This is a genomic window from Pseudomonas sp. HC1(2025) (genome assembly GCF_058742075.1).
Window position 1 is genome coordinate 896,410 of record NZ_CP196017.1, and the last position, 15,206, is coordinate 911,615.

Sequence of the window (15,206 nt, forward strand, 5' to 3'; positions counted from 1 at the left end):
CAATTCTCTCGACGGTCTCAGTTCACAGCGGACGTCGCTTCGACATGACGCGGCAAGGTCACCCGAATACGGGTGCCGCGTTGGCTTTCGGTGTCAGCCGGGCTGTCGATGGTGATTTGTCCATAATGCTCTTCAACGATGGAATAGACCAGTGCAAGGCCCAGACCGGTACCTTCACCCGGATCCTTGGTGGTGAAGAAGGGTTCGAACAATCGGTCCATGATGTTCTGTGGAATACCGCTGCCTTCGTCTTCGACGATCAGATCGACCGTGTGCTCGAAAGCCTCGCTCTTGACCCTTACCGCACTGCCGGCGGGGGTCGCGTCGCGGGCGTTGGACAGCAGGTTGATCAGCACCTGGGCCAGGCGTTGTGAGTCGCCCACCACCCAGTGTTCCGGGTCGCACAAGTTATAGAACTGTACTTCGAAATTGCGCCGGTTCAAGGCCAGCAGCCCAATGGCATCCTGGGCGACTTCAGCCAGGCACACCGCTTCGTCATGATTCTGGTGGCCGCCGGCGTGGGCAAAGCTCATCAGCGATTGCACGATGCGTGAGACACGTTTGGTCTGCTCGAGGATCTGCCCGCTGATCTCGGTGATTTCGTCGTCTTCCTCGCGCTCCTCGCGCAGGTTCTGCGCCAGGCACGCGATACCGGTGATCGGATTGCCGATCTCGTGGGCCACGCCGGCCGCCAGGCGGCCGATACTGGCCAGGCGCTCGGAGTGCACCAGCTTGTCTTCGAGCATCTGGGTTTCGGTCAGGTCTTCGACCAGCAACACCAGGCCGCTGTTACCGGGGGCCAGGGGCTCGTCGATCGCCGCCTTGTGCAGGTTCAGCCAGCGGGTCTGGCCGTCGAGGGCCAGGTGCTGTTTGTGCAAGTGCTCGTCTGGCAGGTTGATAAAACCCTGCAACAATTCTTTCCACGGATCGGCGATGGTGGTCAGGCGCGAGCCTACCACGCGCTGGGCGGCGATGCCGGTCAGCTCCTCCATGGCCTTGTTCCACATCAGGATCTCTTGGTCCTTGGCCAGGGAGCACACGCCCATGGGCAGTTCCTGCAAGGTCTGGCGGTGGTAGCGGCGTAGGGCGTCGAGTTCGGCGGCAAGGCCGGTGAGGCGCGAGTGGTAGTCCTCCAGCCGGCTCTCGATAAAGTGGATGTCTTCGGTGACATAGTTCTCGCCGCCGGCCTTGTACGGCAGGAAGGTCTCGACCATGTCCTGGGACACGCTGGGGCCCATCAACCCGGACAGGTTGGCCTCGATACGGTCGCGCAGGCGGCGCAGGGCGTAGGGACGGCGCTCGTCGAACGGCAGGTACAGATCGCGCAGCGCCTGCTCCACTTCCTTTTGCGCGGCCTTGGCACCCAGGGGCTTGGCCAGTTGCGTGGCAAACTCCTGGGGCGAGGCGGCATGCAGTTCGCGGCGTTGCGGACGGCGCACGTTATCCACCGCGCATGCCTCGGCGGCGCTGGTTTCTTCGGGGCTGGCGTTGGTGAACAGGGAAATCAGGGTGAACATCAGCACGTTGGCCGCCAGCGAGGCGATCGCTGCCATGTGCCAACTGGTGTCGTCGAGCACGTAGATCATGTTCAGCAGCGGGATATAAAAACCCTGCAGATTACCGACCAGCGGCAGCAGCATGGTCACCAGCCATACCAGGATCCCCGCCAGCAACCCGGCAATAAACCCACGCCGATTGGCAGTCGGCCAGTACAGCACCGACAAAACCCCCGGCAAGAACTGCAAGGTGGCGACGAAGGCCACAATGCCCAGGTTGGCCAGGTCTTGCTCGGCCGCCATCAACAGGTAGAAACCATAGCCGGCCATGATGATCGCCACGATCAGCGCCCGGCGTGTCCATTTCAGCCAGCGGTAGATATTGCCTTCGGCGGGCGGCTGGTACAGCGGCAGCACCAGGTGGTTGAGGGCCATGCCCGACAGCGCCAGGGTGGTGACAATGATCAAGCCACTGGCCGCCGACAAACCGCCGACATAGGCCAGCAAGGCCAGGGATTTACTGTTGGCGGCGATGCCGATACCCAGGGTGAAGTATTCCGGGTTGGTGGTGGCCCCCAGTTTCAGGCCGGCCCAGAGGATCAGCGGCACTGCCAGGCTCATCAACAACAGGAACAACGGCAGGCCCCAACTGGCGCTGACCAGCGAGCGCGGGTTGAGGTTCTCGGTAAAGGTCATGTGGTACATGTGCGGCATGACGATGGCGGAGGCAAAGAACACCAGCAACAGCGTGCGCCATGGGCCTTCTTGCAGCGGAGTATGCAGGGCGGCGAGGGCTGTCTGGTTTTGCAGCAGCCATAGCTCCAGTTGTTGCGGACCGTCGAACACGCCGTACAGCGCATACAGGCCGACGCCACCGATGGCGATCAGCTTGATCACCGACTCGAAGGCAATCGCAAACACCAGGCCTTCGTGCTTTTCCCGGGTGGCGATATGCCGCGAGCCGAAAAAAATCGTGAACAAAGTGATCAGCGCACAAAAGCTCAGGGCCACCCGATGCTGTACCGGCTCATGGGTGAGAATGCCGATGGAATCGGCCACGGCCTGGATTTGCAGGGCCAGTAGTGGCAGCACGCCGATCAGCATGAAAATCGTGGTCAGCGCGCCGGCCCAGGTGCTGCGAAAGCGGAAGGCAAACAGGTCGGCCAGCGAAGACAGTTGGTAGGTGCGGGTGATTTTCAGGATCGGGTACAGCAGCACCGGCGCCAGCAGGAAGGCCCCGGACACCCCGAGGTAGCTGGAAAGAAACCCATAACCGTATTGGTAGGCCAGGCCCACCGTGCCATAGAACGCCCAGGCGCTGGCATAGACGCCCAGGGATAAGGTGTAGGTCAACGGGTGGCGAATGATCGCCCGCGGGATCATCCCGCGCTCACTGATCCAGGCCACCCCGAACAGCGCGGCCAGGTAGGCGGCGCTGATCAGCAGCATCTGGGTCAGGCTAAAGCTCATCGGCATCTTTTTGGCTCTGCAGGATGAAGGTCACGACGATCAGGATCAGCCACAGCAGATAGGGGCGATACCAGGCGCCCGTGGCGTCGATCCACCAGTCCATGATGGCGGGAGAAAACAGGTAGATCCCGACGACCAGCAGCAGGACCAATCGATAGATGTACATGTTGGCCTCTGATTGAAAAACTGCGGCGATGTTAACGGATGGCTGGCAGGCTGCAAGCGCCTTCAGCGCAATTGCGCTTCGGCCAGGGTCAGTGTGCGCGGGATCCGGCTGGCATCCCAGTGCTGGATGCCCCAATCGAGCAGTTCCCGTGGGCTGGCGTAGAGCAGTTCATCCCCCGGCATCTGGCCGAGGGCGCGCAGGGCCCTTAAGAGCAAAGGTGTGGCCTGGTCGGGCATCAGCGGTGGGGAGCGGTAGGATTTGCCCAGCTTGTTGCCGTCCGGCTGGATGATCAGCGGCACATGCAGATAGCGCGGCTGGCGCAGGCCCAGCAGCTCTTGCAGGTACAGCTGGCGTGGCGTGGAGTCCAGCAGGTCGGCGCCGCGCACGATATCGGTGACACCTTGCCAGGCATCGTCGAGCACCACGGCCAGTTGGTAGGCATACAGGCCGTCGCGACGGCGGATGATGAAATCGCCGACATCGCGGCCCAGGTGTTGTCGGAACTCGCCCTGTACACGGTCAGTAAAATGGTATTCCAACTCGGGAACCCGTAGGCGAATGGCGGCATCCTGCTGGTCGTGGCCGGCGTTGCGGCAGAGGCCAGGGTAAATGCCGTTATACGGTTCCAGTTGCTTGCGTGAACAGGTGCAGGCGTAGGCCAAGCCGTGGTTGAACATATCGTTCAGGACTTTGGCGTAGGCATCATGCCGCTCGCTTTGTCGGACCAGTTCGCCGTCCCATTCAAAACCATAGCTTTCCAGGGCATGCAGGATCGCCGCCTGGGCGCCCGGCTCTTCACGGGGTGGGTCGAGGTCTTCCATGCGCATCAGCCAGCGGCCTTGATTGGCGCGGGCATCGAGATAGGAAGCGAGGGCTGCAACCAGGGAGCCGAAGTGCAAATGGCCGCTGGGCGTGGGGGCGAAACGCCCGATATAGGGAGAGGCTGTCATGGCCAGGATATTACTGGAAAACCGCCAAACTCCAGAAACAAAAATGGGGCGTTTGCACGCCCCATTCGTCCAGCCGGGCAGGGATTACTTGCCGACCTGTTTTTCCTTGATTTCGGCCAAGGTCTTGCAGTCTACGCACATGTCTGCAGTAGGACGGGCTTCCAGGCGACGAATACCAATCTCGACGCCGCAGGATTCGCACCAGCCATATTCTTCGTCTTCGATCAGTTGCAACGTCTTGTCGATTTTCTTGATCAGCTTGCGCTCGCGATCACGGGCGCGCAGTTCAAGGCTGAACTCTTCTTCCTGGCTGGCACGGTCGGCCGGGTCAGGGAAGTTGGCTGCTTCGTCCTTCATATGGTCAACGGTACGGTCGACCTCCTGCATCAAGTCCTGTTTCCATTTTTGCAGGATCTTGGTGAAGTGCTTGCGCATGGGCTCGCCCATGTACTCCTCACCCTTCGTCTCGATGTAGGGTTCGAAGCCGCTGATGCTCTGTTGCTTTGCTTGGGTGGACATGAATAGACCGCCTCTCACTCTTCTAATCCATTGCGCAGGATTGCAACATCACCGACACCTGCCGGCCCTGCGGCTGCAAGCGGGCGAACTTACCAGATAGATTCGGGGTGCGCCACTCCCGGTTGTCGAGGCCCGTCGCGCCGGGGTTGCAAACTGCTGCGACCCGCCGTGGCCGGGCATACACCGTCTGGAATGATGATTTTAGTCTTTTTGCAGGCGCTTGCCCGGCTCATCACGCCAGCCGGGCAGGCAATAGAACATGTTTTACCTCGCGGGTTCGGTAGAATCCCGATTTTGTCCTCATTGTTAAGGAAGGCTAATGGCTCAGCCCTACAGTGCTCGCAGTCGTGCTATCGAACCTTTTCATGTCATGGCGTTGCTGGCGCGGGCCAATGAGCTGCAGGCCGCTGGCCATGATGTGATTCACCTGGAGATCGGCGAGCCGGACTTCACCACCGCCGAGCCGATCATCCAGGCCGGCCAGGCCGCACTGGCCAACGGCAAGACCCGCTACACCGCCGCCCGTGGCCTGCCGGAACTGCGCGAGGCCATCAGTGGTTTCTACCAGCTGCGTTATGGCTTGAGCATCGACCCCGAACGCATCCTGATCACACCGGGCGGCTCCGGGGCCTTGCTCCTGGCCAGCAGCCTGCTGGTGGATCCCGGCAAACATTGGTTGCTCGCGGACCCAGGCTACCCCTGTAACCGGCATTTCCTACGACTGGTGGAGGGCGCGGCGCAACTGGTGCCGGTCGGCCCCGAGGTGCGTTACCAGCTGACCGCCGACCTGGTGGAGCGCTATTGGGACCAGGACAGCGTGGGGGCGTTGGTCGCCTCGCCGGCCAACCCGACCGGGACCATTCTGACCCGTGATGAACTGGCCGGCCTGTCCGGGGCGATCAAGGCCCGCAATGGCCATCTGGTGGTGGATGAGATCTATCACGGCCTGACCTATGGCACTGACGCGGCCAGCGTGCTGGAAGTGGATGACGAGGCGTTTGTCCTAAACAGTTTTTCAAAGTATTTCGGCATGACCGGTTGGCGCCTCGGCTGGCTGGTGGCGCCCCCCGCTGCGGTGGGTGAGCTGGAGAAGCTGGCGCAAAACCTGTACATCAGCGCACCGAGCATGGCCCAGCATGCGGCATTGGCCTGTTTTACCCCGCAGACCCTGGAGATCCTTGAAGAACGACGGGCCGAGTTCGGGCGCCGGCGTGACTTTTTGCTGCCGGCCCTGCGTGAGCTGGGGTTCGGTATCGCAGTCGAGCCTGAGGGGGCGTTTTACCTGTATGCCGATATCAGCGCCTTTGGTGGCGACGCCTTCGCGTTTTGCCGGCACTTTCTTGAAACCGAGCACGTGGCATTCACGCCAGGGTTGGATTTCGGTCGCTTCAAGGCGGGTCATCATGTGCGTTTTGCCTACACACAAAACCTCGATCGCCTACAGGAAGCAGTGGAACGCATTGCCCGTGGCTTGCGGAGCTGGCAAGGCTGATGCGCTTTCATCCTCCCCTCGAAGAAGGTCGGCTGATTCGCCGCTACAAGCGTTTTCTGGCCGATATCGAAACCGTTACCGGCGAGTTGCTGACCATTCACTGCCCCAACACCGGCTCAATGTTCAACTGCATGATCGAGGGCGGGCCGGTCTGGTTCAGCCGCTCCAACGACCCCAAGCGCAAGCTGCCGGGCACCTGGGAGATCGCGCAGACCCCACAGGGCCGCCTGGCGTGCGTCAACACCGCGCGAGCCAACCCGTTGGTTGAAGAGGCGCTGAATGCCGGGGTGATCACTGAGCTCAACGGCTTTACCGCGTTAAAGCGTGAAGTGCCCTACGGCCAGGAGAAAAGCCGGATCGACTTTCGCCTGGACTACCCCGACGGCGCGGCCTATGTCGAAGTCAAAAGTGTCACCCTGGGGTTTGACGGCACGCCTATCGCGGCGTTTCCCGATGCAGTGACCCAGCGTGGTGCCAAGCATTTACGGGAGTTGGCGCACTTGGCCCGTAACGGTGTACGAGCCGTGCAGTTGTACTGTGTGAATGTATCCGGCATCGATGGCGTAAGGCCGGCCGAGGAGATCGATCCCGGGTATGCCGCTGCACTGCGTGAAGCCAAGTCCGCTGGGGTGCAGGTCCTGGCCTATGGCGTGAATGTCAGTGCACAGGAAATCTGCATTGATCGCCCTTTGCCCGTGCTGCTCAACGACTAGAGTTGCACCCATAGCCCCTGTGCGTCTTCGCGGCCGGGCAGAGGCGTCAGGCTTTGGCCTGCGCAGGGGCCGGCCACGCATTCGCCGCTTTCGATCAGAAATAACGCGCCGTGGGTGGCGCATTGGATCATGCTCGCGCTGGGGTCGAGAAACCGGTCAGGTTGCCATTCCAGTGGTACGCCGCGATGGGGGCAGCGGTTGATATAGAAATACACTCGGCCTTCGCGGCGCACGGCCAATAACTTGCGGCCATCGATATCGAAGCCGCGGCTGCTGTCTGGGGCCAGTTCGTGGGAGGAGCACAGAAACTTCATAGGTGTTCTCAGGTGGCGCGGGTCAAGGGCTGTGGCGCAATCCGGGGTTTACGGGTAAGCCCGGTGCTTGACGTTCAAATGCAAACAATTATCAAATGCTGGCTTCGCCCGTCAGCTGACTGCGTGCTCAGTACGATGCCAGACGGCCTCACCCTTGGAAGGAAACCCTTTTATGCGCCTGAGTGCCAGCGCTATTGCGCTTGTTGTCGGACTGCTGGTCAACCACGTGGCGCAAGCTGCTGAGCTGCCTCAACGCTGGGTCAGCGCCGGGGGCGCGTTGTCGGAGTGGGTGACGGCCCTGGGCGGAGAGTCGAAGCTGGTGGGCGTCGATACTACCAGCCAGCATCCGCAGTCGCTCAAGGCGCTGCCCAGTATCGGTTACCAGCGCCAGCTGTCCGCCGAAGGGATCTTGAGCCTGCGCCCGCAGATCCTGGTGGGCACCGAGGAAATGGGGCCACCACCGGTGCTGGCGCAGATTCGCAATGCCGGGGTGCAAGTGGAACTGTTCTCCGCGCAGCCGGACCTGCCGACCCTGCAAGGCAACCTGCAGCACCTGGGCAAGCTGCTGGGAGCTGAAGACAAGGCCGCGACACTGTTCAATGCTTATCAACAGCAACTAAACCTGCAAAAAGCGGCCGTGACCCAGGCGCAAACCCGGCAAAAGGCCCCTGGCGTGCTGCTGGTGCTCGGGCATGCCGGTGGCAAGCCGCTGATCGCCGGCAAGGACACGGCCGCCGACTGGGTGCTGCAACAGGCCGGCGGGCACAACCTGGCGACGCACAGCGGCTATAAGCCGTTTTCGGTTGAGTCGCTGGCGGGGTTGAGCCCTGAAGTGCTGGTGTTCTCTGACCGCGCCCTGAGTGGCGAGGCGGCCCGTGCGGCGTTGTTCAAGGAAAACCCGATTCTGGCGAACACCTCGGCGGCCAAGACCGGCCGGGTGTTTGAGTTGGATCCCACCTTGTTGGTCGGCGGCCTGGGCCCACGCTTGCCGGCCAGCCTGCAAATCCTGTCCGCCGGGTTCTACCCCGTTAAAGCCCAAGCCGCCCCATGACCACTCTGGTTAAACCGCGCACCCTGTTTATCGGCTTGAGCCTGTTGTGTGTGTTGGCGACCTGGCTGTCCCTGGCCCTGGGGCCGGTCAGCCTGCCATTGCTCGACACACTGCGCGCTGCCTTGCGCCTGCTTGGCGTGCCTATCGAGGCCCAGGGCCTGGAGCAGGCTGAGCTGATTCTGGGGCAGATCCGTTTGCCGCGCACTTTGCTGGGGCTGGCGGTTGGCGGGGTGCTGGCGCTGTCGGGGGTGGCCATGCAGGGGCTGTTTCGCAACCCGTTGGCCGACCCTGGGTTGGTCGGTGTGTCCAGTGGCGCTGCGCTAGGGGCGGCGGTGGCCATCGTCGGCGGCGCGGCCTTTGGTGGCCTGCCGGACGCCGTGGCGCCGTATCTGCTGTCGCTGTGTGCATTTCTGGGTGGCTTGGGCGTGACCGCGCTGGTCTATCGCCTGGGGCGGCGCGACGGGCAGACCAATGTCGCAACCATGTTGTTGGCCGGTATCGCCCTGACCGCGCTGGCGGCCTCGGCGGTGGGCCTGTTCACCTACCTGGCCGATGACGCTACCTTGCGCACCCTGACGTTCTGGAACCTTGGCAGCCTGAACGGTGCCAGCTACTCGCGACTGTGGCCATTGCTGCTGGTCAGTGCCGGTGTGGCGCTGTGGCTGCCGCGCCGGGCCAAGGCGCTCAATGCCTTGCTCCTGGGAGAGTCGGAAGCCAGTCACCTGGGGATCAATGTCGAGGGGCTCAAGCGCGAGCTGGTGCTTTGCACGGCGCTCGGGGTTGGCGCGGCGGTCGCCGCTGCGGGGTTGATCGGTTTTGTCGGGCTGGTGGTACCCCATCTGGTGCGGCTGCTGGCGGGGCCGGATCATCGTGTGCTCCTGCCGGCCTCGGTACTGGCGGGCGCGAGCCTGTTGTTATTCGCCGACCTGGTGGCCCGCCTGGCCCTGGCGCCGGCGGAGTTGCCCATTGGTATTGTTACTGCCTTTATCGGTGCTCCGTTTTTTCTATACCTGCTGTTGCGAGGACGCGCCTGATGCTGCGAGTGGACAACCTGCAGATCCGCCGCGGTCGCAAAACCGTGTTGGCCGACGTGACCCTGGACTTGAAACCCGGTGAAGTTCTGGGTGTGCTCGGCCCCAATGGCGCCGGTAAAAGCACGTTGCTGGGCGCGTTGTGTGCGCAATTGCATCCGGATGAAGGGCAGGTTTGGCTGGACGACCGCGAGCTCAAGGATTGGCAGGGCGCGCAACGGGCGCAGCGCCTGGCGGTGCTGCCCCAGGTGTCGACCCTGGATTTCGCTTTTCGCGTCGAGGAAGTGGTGGGCATGGGGCGCCTGCCCCATCAGACCGGGCGGGTACGCGACGATGAAATCATCGAAGCCGCCTTGCAGGCCGCCGACGTGGGCCACCTGAGCGGACGCAGCTACCTGGCGTTATCCGGCGGCGAGCGCCAGCGCGTGCACCTGGCGCGGGTGCTGGCGCAACTCTGGCCGGGGGAGGCGGGGCAGACCCTATTGCTGGACGAGCCGACCTCGATGCTCGACCCATTGCACCAGCACACCACCTTGCAGGCCATCCGCAGCTTTGCCGACCGTGGCGCGGCCGTGCTGGTGATTCTTCATGACCTCAATCTGGCGGCGCGCTACTGCGATCGCATCCTGCTGCTGGAGAACGGTCGCCCCCACGCCCTGGACACACCGGCGCAGGTGTTGCGACCGGAGTTGCTCAAGGCGGTGTTCGGCCTGGATGTACTGGTGCAGCCCCATCCTGAGCTGGGTCATCCCTTGATCATCGCCCGCTGAACCCTATCCGTGTAGGAGCCGGCTTGCCGGCGATAGCGGTGTATCAAGACCCAGCGCCTTCTCCGGCGAGCCTGCTACAGGGTGATATAAAACCCAGGCAAAAAAAGACCCGGCAAGAGCCGGGTCAAATAACCGTGATTAGCCTGATGAGGAGATAATCTGAGAGTCCGAACCAATGGTCTTTCAGTTATCGGCTGATCTCGCGACCAGTTGTGATAATCATAACGATTCTCATTTGAGAGTCAACACTTGTTTTTGCACCCATGGGGATTTTTCTCAAACGTTTGTTTGGAACCCCGCAAACATTGGGTTATCACCTGTTTCAGTTCTTGTTCCGTATCGACAGCGCTTCCAGTTGGCGATTCAAGGCCTCCTTGCGCTCGGTTGGAATATCGTTCCAATGCACATCCATCAATGCGCCTTCGATGGCATACAGCAGGACTTTGGATGCCCGGAAACCACGGGTGCGTACCGCCCGGTAGGCGTCCACCGCGCCCAGGCGACGCAGGTCCGAAGCGCTATGGATGCCCACCGCATGCAGCCATTGCGCCGAGGTCTTGCCAAGGTTTTTCAGGTGTTGCAGCTCATCATTCATCAAGCCTCCTTGCGACGGCCGAATGGTTCGGTGGGTATCGTGACCAGGCAAGCCTGAAAGGAGTGTAGCGCTCAGTAGGAAAAGCGTAGTTCTTTGCTCAGAAACGACGTAAACGCTTCTAAGGCTGGCGCTGGAATCTTGACGGTGACAGGCGCAGGCCCCCAGCTCGCGTTGCGCTCAGCTGGGGATAAAGGTGTTCGGTCAGCGGGTGCGATAGCGCAGGCGCGTGCCGAAATTGACCGACATTAGGATCTCGTCAGCGCTCAGTTCGGCTGGGAAGTAAGTGCCCGAGATCTGCGCATGGGCCAGGCTGGCGCCTTCCAGCGGGCAGCCCCGCAGGTCCAGGCCACGCAAGTCGGCCGAGCGGAAGTAGGCGTCGGTAAAGTCCACGCCCTCGGCGTCCAGGTGGCGCAGGTCCAGACCACGGAAGTCGCCGCCGCGCATATCAATCGGACCATCCTTGGGGCGTTCCTGATTGAAACCCCGGATGTCATCTTTATGCAGCAGCGCGTAGAGCGGTGTATCAAGCAGCTTCGGCTGGCCCATGGCGGCAACTCCTGTTGGACTTATAATGCCATTATAGTGCCACTATTTGCGGCCGTGAGCTGTTAACCGCATCACGGCCGTGAAATATTTCCTACAGCCCTGGCAGGCGCTGGCGGACGTGGGCAACCAGCGCGTCCAGCGTCCCGCTTTCATTGGTCTCGACCCGCTTGCTCAGTAGCAGTTCTTCGGCGCTCAGGGGATCGCGGCTGGCTTGTTGCTGCTCAATGACTGCCAGGGTAGCGTCAGACGGATCGTTTTTATCTGCCTGACGTTTCGCCAGCCAACTGGCGATAACGGCCTGCGGTGCATTGCAATCGAGGATCAGGAAGGGCGCGCCGGTGGCTTCTGCGACTTTGGCGGCAGCTTCTCGTTGCTCGCGCTTGAGGTAGGTCGCGTCCAGGACTACCGGGAAGCCTGCGCGCAGTACGGTTTCGGCGAGGGTATGCAGGCGGGCGTAGGTTGCCGCGCTGGCGTCCGAGGCATAGATCCCGGCTTGGAGGGTGTTCTCGACCTGTTGCTCGCCAAACAGGCGCTTGCGTTCTACATCGGAGCGCAGGCGAATGGCGCCGAGCGCGTCCACCAGGCGCATCGCCACATGGCTTTTGCCGGTCGCCGATACGCCATGGGTAATCGCCAGGAAGCGCGAGGGGATGGTGCTGTAGCTTTCGGCCAGGTTGGCGTAGTTGCGGTACTGGCGCAGGGTGGTTGCGCGCTCGACCGGTGTTGCCTCGGGCGGCATGCTGAACAGCGCGATCTTGGCCCGCACCAGCGCGCGGTAGGCTTTATAGAAGTTCAGCAGCTCCAGGCTCTGGTAATCGCCAGTCAGCTCCAGGTATTGGCTGATAAAGCGCCTGGCCAGGGTCTTGAGGCCACGGTCTTCCAGGTCCATCGCCAGGAAGCCGGTGTCGGCGCACACGTCGGTGAAGCGGAACGGTTCGTTGAACTCGATGCAGTCGAAGATCACCACGTGATCGTCGATCATGGTTGCGTTGCCCAGGTGAATATCGCCGTGGCACTCGCGGGTAAAGCCATTGAGCTTGCGTTGCTCCAGCAGGGGCTTGAGGCGTTCGAAGCTGCTCTCGGCCCAGGCTTGCAGTGCGTCCAGTTGGGCCAGGTCGGCTTTGTCGCTGAGGAACGGACGGATCTGCTCGAAGTTCTGCCGCACCGGCGCCATCACCTCGTCCGGGGTGCCGGCGGGATGGGCCTCGGGAACCTTGGGGGCGTTGAGGTGGAAGTGCGCAATCTGGCTGGCCATCTCATCGATGTGGCCGTTGGTCAGCTCGCCATTGGCCTGCAAGGTACTCAGCAGTTGGCTTTGCGGGAACTGGCGCATTTTCAGCACATATTCGATGGCCGGGCCTTCGCCGCCCAGTTGCGGTGCTTCAGCGCTGCCGGTGATCGGCAACACTTCAAGATACAAATCTTGTGTCAGGCGTTGGTTGAGGCGCAGTTCCTCGTTGCAGAAGTGGGCGCGGGCGTCCAGTTGGGTGAAGTCGAGGAAGCCGAAGTTCACCGGTTTCTTGATCTTGTAGGCATAGGGACCGGTGAGCAGGACCCAGGAAATATGGGTTTCGATGACTTGAAACGCTTCGACCGGATGAGGAAACAGGGCCGGGTTTTGCAGGGCGGCAATCAGGGGCTGGCTCACAGGCGATCCTTCGGAGTCTGGGAAAATAATGGAGCGCATTATGGCCGCTCAGGTCGGTCATGCAAACCGCCGTCCGGTTCATGTTGATCATCAATAAAATGCGTATAATCCGCCGCCATGACTCGTACCCGATCTCCCCGTTCCCGTAAAAAACCTCCTCCCCGCAGCCTGCGCCCCTGGCTAGGCTGGGCGCTCAAGCTCGGCCTGGTGGGCCTGGTGGTGATCGCAGGCATCGCGGTATACCTCGATGCCGTGGTCCAGGAGAAGTTCTCTGGCAAGCGCTGGACCATCCCGGCGAAGGTCTACGCTCGCCCGCTGGAGCTGTTTACCGGCCAGAAACTGAGCAAGGAAGATTTCCTTACCGAACTCGATGCGCTGGGCTATCGGCGCGAAGCCGTGGCCAACGGCCCGGGTGCGGCGGCGGTCAGCGGCAATACCGTGGACCTGAACACCCGGGGCTTCCAGTTCTATGAAGGCCTGGAAAAGGCGCAGCCGGTGCGCGTGCGTTTCTCCGGGGATTACGTGGCCGAGCTTTCTGCACTCAATGGCGGCAAGTTGCCAGTGGTGCGTCTTGAGCCGTTGCTGATCGGCGGGATTTACCCCAAGAACCTTGAAGATCGCATCCTGATCAAAATTGATCAGGTGCCGCCGTATCTGCTGGAAACCCTGGTTGCGGTCGAAGACCGGGATTTCTACAGCCACTGGGGCGTCTCGCCCAAGTCCATCGCTCGCGCCATCTGGGTCAACACCTCGGGTGGCCGCATGACTCAGGGCGGCAGTACGCTGACGCAACAATTGGTCAAGAATTTCTACCTGACCAGTGAGCGCAGCCTGACTCGCAAACTCACCGAAGCCATGATGGCGATGTTGCTGGAGCTGCACTACAGCAAGCCGGAGATCCTGGAGGCCTACCTCAACGAGGTGTTCGTCGGCCAGGATGGCCAGCGCGCGGTGCACGGCTTTGGCCTGGCCAGCCAGTTCTTCTTCGGCCAGCCGTTGTCCGAGCTCAAGTTGCACCAGGTGGCGTTGCTGGTAGGTATGGTCAAGGGGCCGTCCTATTACAATCCGCGCCGCAACCCGGAGCGGGCCCTGGAGCGCCGCAACCTGGTCCTCGACGTGCTGGAGCAGCAGGGCGTAGCCACCGCAGAACAGGTCGCGGCCGCGAAGAAGATGCCTTTGGGCGTCACCACCCGTGGCAAGTTGGCCGACAGTTCCTTCCCCGGCTTTATCGACCTGGTCAAGCGCCAGTTGCGCGAAGACTATCGCGACGAGGACTTGACCGAAGAAGGTCTGCGGATCTTCACCAGTTTCGACCCGATCCTGCAGATGAAGGCCGAAGCCTCGGTCAGCGATACCTTCAAGCGCCTGGCCGGGCGCAAGGGCTCGGACGAAGTCGAAGCGGCCATGGTGGTGACCAACCCGGAAACCGGTGAAGTCCAGGCCATGATCGGCAGCCGCCAGGCCAGCTTCGCCGGCTTCAACCGTGCCCTGGATGCCGTGCGGCCGATTGGCTCGCTGATCAAGCCGGCGGTGTACCTCACTGCACTGGAAAAGCCGAGCAAGTACACCCTGACCAGCTGGCTCTCCGACGAAGCGTTTTCGGTCAAGGGCGCCGATGGCCAGGTGTGGAAGCCGCAGAACTATGATCGTCGCTCCCACGGCACGGTGTTCCTGTACCAGGGCCTGGCGCACTCCTACAACCTGTCCACGGCGCGGCTTGGCCTGGAGCTGGGTGTGCCGAATGTGCTCAAGACCCTTGCACGACTGGGTGTAAGCCGCGAGTTCCCGGCGTTCCCGTCGATGTTGCTGGGCGCAGGTGGCTTGAGCCCGATGGAAGTGGCGACCATGTACCAGACCCTGGCCAACGGTGGTTTCAATACGCCGATGCGCGGGATCCGCAGTGTCCTCACGGCGGAAGGCGAGCCGCTCAAGCGCTACCCGTTCCAGATCGAGCAGCGTTTTGATCCGGCCTCCATCTACCTGATCCAGAACGCCATGCAACGGGTCATGCGCGAAGGGACCGGGCGTTCGGTGTACAGCTCGCTGCCGGGCAACCTGACGCTGGCCGGCAAGACCGGTACCAGTAACGACTCCCGTGACAGTTGGTTCGCCGGTTTCAGCCAGGACCTGCTCGCGGTGGTGTGGCTGGGGCGCGATGACAACGGCAAGACACCGTTCACCGGCGCGACCGGCGCCTTGCAGGTCTGGACCAGCTTTATGCGCAAGGCCGACCCGCTGCCACTGAACATGCCGCAACCCGACAATATCGTGCAGGCCTGGATCGACCCCCATACCGGGCAGGGCTCCGATGCCAACTGTCCGGGCGCGGTGCAGATGCCGTATATTCGCGGCAGTGAACCGCCAGCCGGCGCTCCATGTGGCACAGGTGTGCCCACGGATGCGGATTCGGTGATGGATTGGGTCAAGGGCTGGATGAATTAAGCA

14 protein-coding genes are annotated in these 15,206 nt (G+C 62.0%); 6 read left to right on the forward strand and 8 right to left on the reverse strand.

The annotated features are described in order from the left end of the window. Positions 1–17: 17 nt before the first annotated feature. From ACSSVH_RS03795 to dksA, 4 genes are all read right to left on the reverse strand, one after another. Positions 18–2,972, reverse strand: coding sequence for a sensor histidine kinase (locus ACSSVH_RS03795; protein WP_169955066.1), 2,955 nt, complete (start codon positions 2,970–2,972; stop codon positions 18–20). After that, positions 2,956–3,132, reverse strand: a complete 177-nt coding sequence (locus ACSSVH_RS03800; RefSeq protein WP_003176118.1) for a hypothetical protein — start codon at positions 3,130–3,132, stop codon at positions 2,956–2,958. The genes ACSSVH_RS03795 and ACSSVH_RS03800 overlap by 17 nt, the downstream gene beginning before the upstream one ends. Positions 3,133–3,194: 62 nt before the next feature. Next, positions 3,195–4,082: a tRNA glutamyl-Q(34) synthetase GluQRS gene (gene gluQRS, locus ACSSVH_RS03805; RefSeq protein ID WP_492634106.1), complete on the reverse strand. Its 888-nt coding sequence runs from the start codon at positions 4,080–4,082 to the stop codon at positions 3,195–3,197. An 84-nt stretch (positions 4,083–4,166) separates the two neighbouring features. Next, positions 4,167–4,601: an RNA polymerase-binding protein DksA gene (dksA, locus tag ACSSVH_RS03810; RefSeq protein WP_029298940.1), complete on the reverse strand. Its 435-nt coding sequence runs from the start codon at positions 4,599–4,601 to the stop codon at positions 4,167–4,169. 319 nt (positions 4,602–4,920) lie between these two features. Here dksA and ACSSVH_RS03815 point away from each other — a divergent pair, with 319 nt between their 5' ends. Then, entirely contained in the window at positions 4,921–6,093 is a 1,173-nt protein-coding gene (locus ACSSVH_RS03815; RefSeq protein ID WP_170058503.1) for a pyridoxal phosphate-dependent aminotransferase, read from the forward strand. Continuing rightward, the gene (sfsA, locus tag ACSSVH_RS03820; protein ID WP_170058502.1) at positions 6,093–6,806 is read left to right on the forward strand and encodes a DNA/RNA nuclease SfsA; all 714 of its coding nucleotides are present in this window, start codon (positions 6,093–6,095) and stop codon (positions 6,804–6,806) included. The genes ACSSVH_RS03815 and sfsA overlap by 1 nt, the downstream gene beginning before the upstream one ends. Here the strand turns inward: sfsA and ACSSVH_RS03825 are convergent. Further along, positions 6,803–7,120 (reverse strand): Rieske (2Fe-2S) protein, encoded by a 318-nt coding sequence (locus ACSSVH_RS03825; protein WP_169955062.1) that lies wholly within the window; start codon positions 7,118–7,120, stop codon positions 6,803–6,805. The two genes, sfsA and ACSSVH_RS03825, sit on opposite strands and share 4 nt — an antisense overlap. Before the next feature lie 172 nt (positions 7,121–7,292). Here ACSSVH_RS03825 and ACSSVH_RS03830 point away from each other — a divergent pair, with 172 nt between their 5' ends. Genes ACSSVH_RS03830 through ACSSVH_RS03840 form a run of 3 tightly spaced genes read left to right on the forward strand, consistent with a single transcriptional unit; the run spans position 7,293 to position 9,972 of the window. Then, positions 7,293–8,171, forward strand: a complete 879-nt coding sequence (locus ACSSVH_RS03830) for a heme/hemin ABC transporter substrate-binding protein (RefSeq protein WP_170058501.1) — start codon at positions 7,293–7,295, stop codon at positions 8,169–8,171. A gap of 50 nt (positions 8,172–8,221) precedes the next feature. Further along, positions 8,222–9,205: an iron chelate uptake ABC transporter family permease subunit gene (locus ACSSVH_RS03835; RefSeq protein WP_170043677.1), complete on the forward strand. Its 984-nt coding sequence runs from the start codon at positions 8,222–8,224 to the stop codon at positions 9,203–9,205. Beyond that, positions 9,205–9,972 carry a heme ABC transporter ATP-binding protein gene (locus tag ACSSVH_RS03840; protein WP_170058500.1) on the forward strand — a complete coding sequence of 256 codons (768 nt, stop codon included), beginning with the start codon at positions 9,205–9,207 and terminating at the stop codon, positions 9,970–9,972. Before ACSSVH_RS03835 ends, ACSSVH_RS03840 begins: the two co-directional genes overlap by 1 nt. Before the next feature lie 322 nt (positions 9,973–10,294). Here the strand turns inward: ACSSVH_RS03840 and ACSSVH_RS03845 are convergent, their stop codons facing one another. The 3 genes from ACSSVH_RS03845 to ACSSVH_RS03855 form a co-directional block, all read right to left on the reverse strand. Continuing rightward, complete coding sequence (locus ACSSVH_RS03845; protein ID WP_169955059.1) at positions 10,295–10,567, reverse strand: TfoX/Sxy family protein; 273 nt, start codon at positions 10,565–10,567, stop codon at positions 10,295–10,297. 201 nt (positions 10,568–10,768) lie between these two features. Next, positions 10,769–11,113 (reverse strand): pentapeptide repeat-containing protein, encoded by a 345-nt coding sequence (locus tag ACSSVH_RS03850; protein WP_169955058.1) that lies wholly within the window; start codon positions 11,111–11,113, stop codon positions 10,769–10,771. Between the two features lie 91 nt (positions 11,114–11,204). Further along, on the reverse strand, positions 11,205–12,761 hold the full coding sequence (locus ACSSVH_RS03855; RefSeq protein WP_169955057.1) for an AAA family ATPase: 1,557 nt from the start codon (positions 12,759–12,761) through the stop codon (positions 11,205–11,207). A gap of 117 nt (positions 12,762–12,878) precedes the next feature. On the opposite strand from ACSSVH_RS03855, the gene mrcB reads away from it, so the two are divergent. Continuing rightward, complete coding sequence (gene mrcB / locus ACSSVH_RS03860; RefSeq protein ID WP_170043555.1) at positions 12,879–15,203, forward strand: penicillin-binding protein 1B; 2,325 nt, start codon at positions 12,879–12,881, stop codon at positions 15,201–15,203. Positions 15,204–15,206 lie beyond the last annotated feature (3 nt).

What these genes read in the sequence shown, in the direction of transcription:
- ACSSVH_RS03800 (WP_003176118.1), bottom strand. Translation starts at nt 3,132, where the DNA reads ATGTACATCTATCGATTGGTCCTGCTGCTGGTCGTCGGGATCTACCTG.
- ACSSVH_RS03795 (WP_169955066.1), bottom strand. Translation starts at nt 2,972, where the DNA reads ATGCCGATGAGCTTTAGCCTGACCCAGATGCTGCTGATCAGCGCCGCC.
- mrcB (WP_170043555.1), top strand. Translation starts at nt 12,879, where the DNA reads ATGACTCGTACCCGATCTCCCCGTTCCCGTAAAAAACCTCCTCCCCGC.
- ACSSVH_RS03815 (WP_170058503.1), top strand. Translation starts at nt 4,921, where the DNA reads ATGGCTCAGCCCTACAGTGCTCGCAGTCGTGCTATCGAACCTTTTCAT.
- ACSSVH_RS03830 (WP_170058501.1), top strand. Translation starts at nt 7,293, where the DNA reads ATGCGCCTGAGTGCCAGCGCTATTGCGCTTGTTGTCGGACTGCTGGTC.
- ACSSVH_RS03845 (WP_169955059.1), bottom strand. Translation starts at nt 10,567, where the DNA reads ATGAATGATGAGCTGCAACACCTGAAAAACCTTGGCAAGACCTCGGCG.
- gluQRS (WP_492634106.1), bottom strand. Translation starts at nt 4,082, where the DNA reads ATGACAGCCTCTCCCTATATCGGGCGTTTCGCCCCCACGCCCAGCGGC.
- dksA (WP_029298940.1), bottom strand. Translation starts at nt 4,601, where the DNA reads ATGTCCACCCAAGCAAAGCAACAGAGCATCAGCGGCTTCGAACCCTAC.
- ACSSVH_RS03825 (WP_169955062.1), bottom strand. Translation starts at nt 7,120, where the DNA reads ATGAAGTTTCTGTGCTCCTCCCACGAACTGGCCCCAGACAGCAGCCGC.
- ACSSVH_RS03850 (WP_169955058.1), bottom strand. Translation starts at nt 11,113, where the DNA reads ATGGGCCAGCCGAAGCTGCTTGATACACCGCTCTACGCGCTGCTGCAT.
- ACSSVH_RS03840 (WP_170058500.1), top strand. Translation starts at nt 9,205, where the DNA reads ATGCTGCGAGTGGACAACCTGCAGATCCGCCGCGGTCGCAAAACCGTG.
- sfsA (WP_170058502.1), top strand. Translation starts at nt 6,093, where the DNA reads ATGCGCTTTCATCCTCCCCTCGAAGAAGGTCGGCTGATTCGCCGCTAC.